At 44.4% G+C, this 7,466-nt stretch carries 9 protein-coding genes; 7 read left to right on the forward strand and 2 right to left on the reverse strand.

Annotation, left to right across the window (positions count from 1 at the left end; genetic code table 11):
* Window positions 1-28: 28 nt before the first annotated feature.
* A complete protein-coding gene (gene gpmI / locus ACWVCM_RS09125; protein ID WP_455201429.1) occupies window positions 29-1,501 on the reverse strand; it encodes a 2,3-bisphosphoglycerate-independent phosphoglycerate mutase in 1,473 nt (490 codons plus the stop codon).
* A gap of 385 nt (window positions 1,502-1,886) precedes the next feature.
* Here gpmI and ACWVCM_RS09130 point away from each other — a divergent pair, with 385 nt between their 5' ends.
* From ACWVCM_RS09130 to gpsA, 6 genes are all read left to right on the forward strand, one after another.
* A complete protein-coding gene (locus ACWVCM_RS09130) occupies window positions 1,887-2,198 on the forward strand; it encodes an ArsR/SmtB family transcription factor (protein WP_455201430.1) in 312 nt (103 codons plus the stop codon).
* A 219-nt stretch (window positions 2,199-2,417) separates the two neighbouring features.
* Window positions 2,418-3,218, forward strand: a complete 801-nt coding sequence (locus ACWVCM_RS09135; RefSeq protein WP_455201431.1) for a rhodanese-like domain-containing protein — start codon at window positions 2,418-2,420, stop codon at window positions 3,216-3,218.
* A 153-nt stretch (window positions 3,219-3,371) separates the two neighbouring features.
* Window positions 3,372-3,674, forward strand: coding sequence for a glutaredoxin 3 (grxC, locus tag ACWVCM_RS09140; RefSeq protein WP_455201432.1), 303 nt, complete (start codon window positions 3,372-3,374; stop codon window positions 3,672-3,674).
* 30 nt (window positions 3,675-3,704) lie between these two features.
* Entirely contained in the window at window positions 3,705-4,139 is a 435-nt protein-coding gene (gene trxC, locus ACWVCM_RS09145; RefSeq protein ID WP_455201433.1) for a thioredoxin TrxC, read from the forward strand.
* 87 nt (window positions 4,140-4,226) lie between these two features.
* Window positions 4,227-4,730, forward strand: a complete 504-nt coding sequence (gene secB, locus ACWVCM_RS09150) for a protein-export chaperone SecB (RefSeq protein WP_455201434.1) — start codon at window positions 4,227-4,229, stop codon at window positions 4,728-4,730.
* Window positions 4,731-4,766: 36 nt separating this feature from the next.
* On the forward strand, window positions 4,767-5,777 hold the full coding sequence (gpsA, locus tag ACWVCM_RS09155; RefSeq protein WP_455201435.1) for an NAD(P)H-dependent glycerol-3-phosphate dehydrogenase: 1,011 nt from the start codon (window positions 4,767-4,769) through the stop codon (window positions 5,775-5,777).
* A gap of 1 nt (window position 5,778) precedes the next feature.
* Here the strand turns inward: gpsA and trmL are convergent, their stop codons facing one another.
* Window positions 5,779-6,261: a tRNA (uridine(34)/cytosine(34)/5-carboxymethylaminomethyluridine(34)-2'-O)-methyltransferase TrmL gene (gene trmL / locus ACWVCM_RS09160; RefSeq protein WP_455201436.1), complete on the reverse strand. Its 483-nt coding sequence runs from the start codon at window positions 6,259-6,261 to the stop codon at window positions 5,779-5,781.
* Between the two features lie 101 nt (window positions 6,262-6,362).
* Between trmL and ACWVCM_RS09165 the strand changes: the two genes are divergently transcribed.
* Window positions 6,363-7,307 carry a dihydroorotate dehydrogenase gene (locus ACWVCM_RS09165; protein WP_455201437.1) on the forward strand — a complete coding sequence of 315 codons (945 nt, stop codon included), beginning with the start codon at window positions 6,363-6,365 and terminating at the stop codon, window positions 7,305-7,307.
* Window positions 7,308-7,466 lie beyond the last annotated feature (159 nt).

The following is a 7,466-nucleotide window of genomic DNA, read 5'->3' on the forward strand; positions in this document are numbered from 1 at the left end:
ACTTCGCCGCCGGGCTGATGATCCCACATCACCTCAACTTCGATCTGAAGGCTGGCGCTTTCCGGTGCCGGAACTTCCCGTGCCTCAATGAAACCGATTTTTTCGATGAGCTGGCTGTATGTGCTTGACCGGTATCCGGGTTACGCATTTGTTCTGCGTTACCATGATCCGCAGTTATTAATAGTTCGCCACCCACTCGTTGTATGCTATCTACGACGCGATCAAGGCATTTATCCAGAGCTTCAATTGCTTTAACGGTGGCTTCAAAGTTACCTGTATGGCCAACCATATCCGGATTTGCATAGTTACAGATTATTGCATCATATTTACCGCTTTCGATAGCCTCAACGAGTTGGTCAGTTAGTTCGTAAGCACTCATTTCGGGTTTTTGGTCATAAGTCGCTACATCCGGTGAGGGAATCAAAATGCGATCTTCGCCTGGGAAAGGTTCTTCTGCTCCGCCGTTAAAGAAAAATGTAACGTGGGCATACTTTTCTGTTTCAGCAATACGTAATTGATGCAAACCTAATTTTGAAATGTATTCGCCAAATACATTTTTTAAACGGTCAGGTGGGAACGCAACCGGTACATCAAATCCTGCGCTGTATTCAGTCAAACTGACAAAACATCCAAGTTTTGGAGTGGACTCCCTTTCAAACTCAGTAAAGTCAGGCTCAATAAATGGTCGTGTGATTTGTCTGGCGCGATCAGAGCGGTAGTTCATAAACACCACGATGTCGCCATCTTTTATCCGCGCGGGTTGTTGTCCGGTGGGCACGATGCGGGTTGGTTTTACAAACTCATCAGTTTCATCTCGCTCATATGCCATGTGTAAGCCGGCAATTGCAGTCTCAGCCTCGTAGTCTGCACTGGCGTCTGTGATTAAATCATATGCGGCTTTTACGCGTGGCCAGCGATGATCCCGGTCCATTGCATAATAACGTCCGACAATAGAAGCGATGCGTCCAGCACCCAATTCCTTAAATGTTTGATCCATGGCAGACAAGGAGGTTTCTGCGCTTTTTGGTGGGGTGTCTCTACCATCCAGAAATGCATGAAGATAGACTTCTTTGGCGCCTCGTTCCACGGCTAATTTGGCCATCGCCTGAATGTGATCTTCGTGACTATGGACACCCCCGTCAGACAGCAGTCCCATGATGTGGAGTGACTTATTGTTGTTGATTGCCTGATCAACTGCATCAGTCAGTGTTTGGTTGGTAAAAAAAGAACCGGTTTTTATGGCTCGGCTAACGCGCGTAAATTCCTGGTAGACAACACGCCCCGCACCTAGATTTAGATGCCCCACTTCTGAGTTGCCCATTTGTCCGCTGGGTAATCCCACTTCTGTGCCGGAACCCTTGATCAATGTGTGAGGGAAACGATCCCATAAGTGATCCCAGGTGGGTGTTTTAGCTTTGGCGATGGCGTTGAATTGGGAATTTTCAGAGTAGCCCCAACCGTCTAAAACGATGAGAGCAATGGGTTTGTGAACTGCTGCCATAGGTTATTGATTCAATTAAAACAGATTAAAATACTCAGTGATATGTGCTGGGGCTAAGCCCCTGGATACCCTTGATTCTAAGGGTATGATAACAGAATCCGACTATAAATGCTTCAATTTCCAGAATATTTCTCCGTTCCCTCTATGCGTGGTTTATAGTCAAATCTGCGCTGTATTGTCGCTTGTATGACATTTCCTTGCCGCAAATTTTAAGTAGAAAAACTGCTAAACATAACGATAATTAGTAATATTAGTAATTAGCGAATGTGTTATATTATTCTATTATTGCATTGTTTAGATTCGCTTTTTCCTGGATTGATGTTTGTGTGAGAGAAACACTGTGTCACCAGAAACATCGGGTGAAAAAATTTAAAGGGTGGTTTCTATGGTAGAGCAAGACATGCTCATTACAAAAGATGAGGATATCGAACGGGCTTCCCGTTCCATAAAAGCAATGTCGCATCCATTGCGCCTCAAGATTTTATGCGCACTGGGAGACCAGGAGGTGAGTGTTCAGGATATTGTGACTATGGTAGGAACTTCGCAGAGCAATATTTCGCAGCACCTGGCAATACTGAGGGATAAAGGTATTTTGTCATCAAGGAAAGACGCGAATCGAGTTTATTATCGCGTTGGCGATACTCGAACACTTCGTTTAATTGGTATGATGCGAGAAGTTTTTTGTTCGACACACTAATAATTAAATACCCAGGAAATTCAGCATCTTCCTGAGACCTGGTAGAGTTTTATCCTGTAGTTTTTTAATAATCCCGTTACTCGCCTGATTTCGTCGGTATACTGCAGCAACAGTTACCGAATAATATTTAGCCAATATAATCAGCGGCGTGAAAGTCGGTAACAGGGCTTATTCAGGCAAATACTGATGACAAATAGGTAAATAGAGAATCAGAAAGTTATGCAACAACTCATCGATTTCGCAACTAACAATATAATTCTTGTAGCGGCCTTTTTCATTATCCTGTTTCTTCTGCTACGTACTTATATAAGTCCGTCTGGTGCAAAAAATGTAACAGCAATGGAAGCGGTACGATTGATGAATCACGACAACGCATTAGTACTTGATGTGCGTACCCAGGAAGAGTATCAAAAATCCCATATTGCAAATTCAGTGAGCATTCCGCTGGGATTGTTAAGTTCCAGAATCGCAGAAATTCAGAGTCGTAAATCAGACCCAGTGATTCTGGTCTGCCAGAGTGGCAACCGCTCAATGCAGGCTGCACGGACTTTGAAAAACAGTGCATTTGATAAATTACATAACCTGTCGGGTGGAATGCTGAGCTGGGAACAGGCAAATTTACCAACAGAATCAGGACTTAAGAGTAAGTCCGGTAAAGATAAAAATGCTCAAAAAAAAACACCTAATATAAGTAGAAGCAAGGAGAGCAGTGAGGTTGTTGAACCGGCTGCTACCCACCAGGATTCACCCGACGAGAAAGAGAAAATTATTGTTTATACAACAAGTTACTGCCCATATTCGGGCAAGGTCACGCGCTTGTTGAATAAAAAAGGCGTTAACTTTCAACAAGTTAATGTAGATAACAGTCCGGATATAAAGAAAACCATACACGACCGGTCGCAGCAGACAACATTTCCCCAGGTTTTTATAGGTGAAAGTCATATTGGAAACTGCGACGAATTGCATCAGTTAGACCGAAATGGTCAGTTAGATGAAATTCTTGGCTTGAAACGAGCTTAATGAATTTTTAATATAGCAGTTGGGCAAAAGAACTATACGGGCATGGGGTTTAAGGCAGGATGCCTTAAATAAATTGGTATTAGCAGAATCGGTAATGGATATAAATTACCTGCTTTTACCATAATGGAATAGCAGTGTTCCAAGAGGGCGTAAATGAGTAACTCATTTTTTGCTAATAATAACTCGAATATTAGTAAAAGTATCAAGATTGAAATCTATAGCACCGAATTCTGTCCTTACTGCACCAGGGCGCGAATGCTATTGGATTCAAAAGGCGTATCGTATATTGAATTCCGTGTTGACCAGGATTTAAATTTACGGGATGAGATGGAGCGGCGCAGCAATCGTACCTCTGTACCGCAGATATTTATTGGTAACAGACATATAGGCGGCTTCGATGACCTTGCTGAACTTGAGTTTGGTGAGGAGCTGGATGGAATACTGGGTCTTAGGTGATTCCTCAATTTATCTTATTTCATAAATTCCATGAGCGAGTATTCCCTCATTGTTTGTTCTCAATGCAATAGCATAAATCGCTTGCCTAAAGATAAATTAGCGGCTGGAGGAAAATGTGGAGTATGTCGTGCCCCGCTATTTTCCGGGCAACCCACAGACTTGACCAGTGCCAGTTTCCAGCGCTTTATACAAAAGAACCAGCTCCCTGTTGTAGTTGATTACTGGGCATCATGGTGTGGCCCATGTAAGATGATGGCCCCGGTTTTTGCGGCGGCAACACAACAAATGGAGCCCTATGTTCGTTTTGCTAAAGTGAATACTGAGTCTGAGCAGGCACTTGCTGCTGCCGCAAACATCCGAAGCATACCTACGCTGGTTATCTACCGTGATGGGCAGGAAGTTACAAGAATCGCCGGTGCCATGGATCAGCAAGGCTTGACGTCCTGGATAAAACAGAATATTTGAGGCGATACGTTGATTGATAATTTAATGACGTGTCACCTGGAATTATTTAGAAAAACTCTATAACAAATTATAAAGGTATATCTTACTATGTCTGAATCACAATCAGCTGCTGCTGAAAATACGGAAAACCAACAGCAATTTGCTATGCAGAAAATCTATGTAAAGGATTTATCTTTCGAGACACCCAATTCACCAGAAGTTTTTACCCAGGAGTGGAAGCCAGATGTAAATGTTGAGCTGGATACCAAAGGTAAAGCAATAGCAGAGGATGTACATGAAGTGGTATTGGGTATTACGGTGACCGTCAAGATGGATGATAAAGTTGCTTATTTAGTTGAAATACATCAAGCGGGCATTTTTACCATTAAGGGATTTCCTGACAATGAACGTGGCGCGATGCTTGGCAGTTATTGCCCGAATGTCCTGTTTCCATTTGCGCGTGAAGTAATATCTGATTTAGTCACCAAGGGTGGTTTCCCACAGTTACTTTTAGCGCCGGTAAATTTCGATGCCATTTATCATGAGCATCTTCAGCGAATGCAGGCACAGTCGGGAGAACAGGCAACTTCCGGCGATGAAGCGGTTCATTAATCGCGCCATTCGTTAACAGGTGTTACTAAACGCATTGTGAATTCTGTCGAAAAACCAATTGCAGTTCTTGGCGCCGGCTCCTGGGGAACCGCTATAGCGATATCGCTATCACGTGATGGAAGGCCTGCCTTGTTATGGGGCAGGGATGAAAGTCATATGTCTTTGCTGAATTCCGAGCGTTGTAATACTCGCTATCTACCTGATACTTCTTTCCCCGATACATTGCAAGTAAGCAGTGATCTTGAAAAAACCGTTGCTGATGCTGGCGACATTATTATCGTTGTTCCAAGCCACGCATTTCGCTCAATGCTGGAATCAATTGCACCTCTCCTTAGTGCAAACCAGCGAATAGCCTGGGCAACCAAGGGTTTTGAATCCGGGTCTGGTAAATTACTGCATGAAGTTGCGCTGGACGTTTTTGGTGACAAAAGACCCATTGCAGTTATTTCAGGTCCCACGTTTGCCAGGGAAGTGGCAAAAGGTTTACCGACTGCGGTTACAGTTGCATCGAGCGATACCTCATTTGCTCATTACCTGGCGGATAGACTACATACATCAACGTTCCGGGTATACACAAGTGATGACGTGGTTGGTGTTGAAGTAGGTGGTGCGGTTAAAAATGTGTTAGCGATTGCAGCCGGTATTGCGGATGGACTGGATTTTGGAGCCAATGCGCGGACTGCCTTGATTACACGGGGTCTGGCTGAAATTATGCGCCTGGGTGATGCTTTGGGTGGTCACCGAGATACTTTTATGGGGCTTGCCGGGCTGGGAGATCTGGTACTGACCTGTACCGATAATCAATCGCGCAATCGGCGTTTGGGTTTGGGACTGGGTAAGGGAGAATCCCTGGAAACTGCCCTGGCCGCCATTGATCAGGTGGTAGAAGGTGTACAGACAGCCCGCGAAGTCAATGAGTTGGCAATCAGTCACGCTGTGGACATGCCAATCAGCCAGGAGGTTTACCGGATCCTTTATGAAGGAGAAAAACCGCGTGATGCTGTACAGGCTTTGCTGTCAAGAGAACAGAAATCGGAAACGATATGAGCTAAGGTTCAGTGGTTTTGTCAAAACCGTTTTGTCGCCATGCCTCGTAAATAATAATAGCGGCTGCATTTGACAGGTTAAGGCTCCGGCTGCCCTTAAGCATAGGAATACGAATGACAGAATCCTTATCCAGGGTAGCCAGGAAGCTCGCAGTCAGTCCTCTTGTTTCCGGACCGAAAATAAAAGTATCGCCTGGTCGATAGGCCACTTCGGAAAAATTTTTCGTACCCCTGGTTGAACATGCAAATACGCGGTTCGGTTGAACTGCAGAAAAAAAATCCTCCAGAGAGTCGTGTAGTGTGACATGTGCCAGGTCGTGATAGTCCAGCCCCGCTCGGCGGAGTTTTTTATCCGTAAGGTCAAAACCCAGCGGTTTGATGAGATGAAGTTGCGCGCCACAATTTGCACTCAAGCGAATGATATTGCCGGTGTTAGGGGGTATTTCTGGTTCAACCAGGACGATATGAAACATAAACATCATCATAGCAAATTTCCAAATTGGCGCTACCAGCAAAAGCAAACCTTAGGTAATCTGTAAAAATATTGATAGAATAGTGGCACAAACAAAATGCGGCCTTCGGTTCTATGACGGAAAACGACAAAAAAATGCTAGCCAGTGAATTTTGTGGCATGCAATTCGACACTCCTTTGGTGTTATTGTCAGGCTGTGTAGGTTTTGGTGAGGAATATACGCGGGTGAAAGGTTTTTCCAACCGCGATGTAGGTGCCGTGTGCCTGAAGGGCACTACCCTGGAACCAAGGTTGGGTAATCCGCTGCACCGTCTCGCTGAAACGCCAATGGGAATGATTAATTCTATTGGACTTCAGAATCCGGGAACTGAACACGTTGTAAAAAATATTCTACCAAACCTGGATTTTGGCGAAACACGATTTATAGCCAATGTATCCGGTTCGACCATTGAAGAATACCAGGAAGTCACCCGCTTATTTGACGATTCACCAATTGATGCCATCGAGATCAATATATCCTGTCCCAACGTTAAAGAGGGTGGTGTCGTTTTTGGAAATGATCCTGAGATGTCCGCACGAGTGGTAGAAGCATGCCGTTCAGTTACTAATAAACCACTTATCACCAAGCTTTCCCCCAATCAAACCGATATCGCACACAATGCAAAATTGTGCATTGACGCAGGAACCGATGGGTTCGCTGTCATCAATACACTCATGGGAATGGCGATCGATATTGAGAACCGTGTACCGATTATTGGTGCCAACCAGGGTGGTTTATCTGGTCCTGCAATTAAGCCAGTTGCATTGCTTAAAGTGCACCAGGTTTACCAGGTATGCAAAAATCACGATATCCCTATCATTGGCCAGGGCGGAATAATGACAGCTGAAGACGCGATTGAATTTATTATTGCAGGTGCTTCAGCCGTGGGAGTTGGTACCGCGCTGTTTTATGATCCTCTGGTTTGTCCTTCAATCAATCAAGGTATCGTAGATTACCTCAAGCGCCATGAATTAACAGAGTTGCCTCAATTAATTGGCACACTTACGACTAATAGTTAGCATCTTAACGGTTAGATATTTTAATTTTCCCACCAGGCCATCGCTTTACGCGCAGTATAATGATCGAAGGCAAAGCGGAATCTCACATAGAATCCTTCTGCCGTGTATTTGGCGGCTGAAAAATCCTCATCCGTAAATCCAGTAAAATTGAATCCTGCG

Source organism: Kaarinaea lacus, assembly GCF_975902315.1.

Bases quoted from the DNA above. Each gene is read 5' to 3' on its own strand.
- gpmI (WP_455201429.1), bottom strand. From the start codon at position 1,501: ATGGCAGCAGTTCACAAACCCATTGCTCTCATCGTTTTAGACGGTTGG.
- ACWVCM_RS09130 (WP_455201430.1), top strand. From the start codon at position 1,887: ATGGTAGAGCAAGACATGCTCATTACAAAAGATGAGGATATCGAACGG.
- ACWVCM_RS09135 (WP_455201431.1), top strand. From the start codon at position 2,418: ATGCAACAACTCATCGATTTCGCAACTAACAATATAATTCTTGTAGCG.
- grxC (WP_455201432.1), top strand. From the start codon at position 3,372: ATGAGTAACTCATTTTTTGCTAATAATAACTCGAATATTAGTAAAAGT.
- trxC (WP_455201433.1), top strand. From the start codon at position 3,705: ATGAGCGAGTATTCCCTCATTGTTTGTTCTCAATGCAATAGCATAAAT.
- secB (WP_455201434.1), top strand. From the start codon at position 4,227: ATGTCTGAATCACAATCAGCTGCTGCTGAAAATACGGAAAACCAACAG.
- trmL (WP_455201436.1), bottom strand. From the start codon at position 6,261: ATGATGATGTTTATGTTTCATATCGTCCTGGTTGAACCAGAAATACCC.
- ACWVCM_RS09165 (WP_455201437.1), top strand. From the start codon at position 6,363: ATGACGGAAAACGACAAAAAAATGCTAGCCAGTGAATTTTGTGGCATG.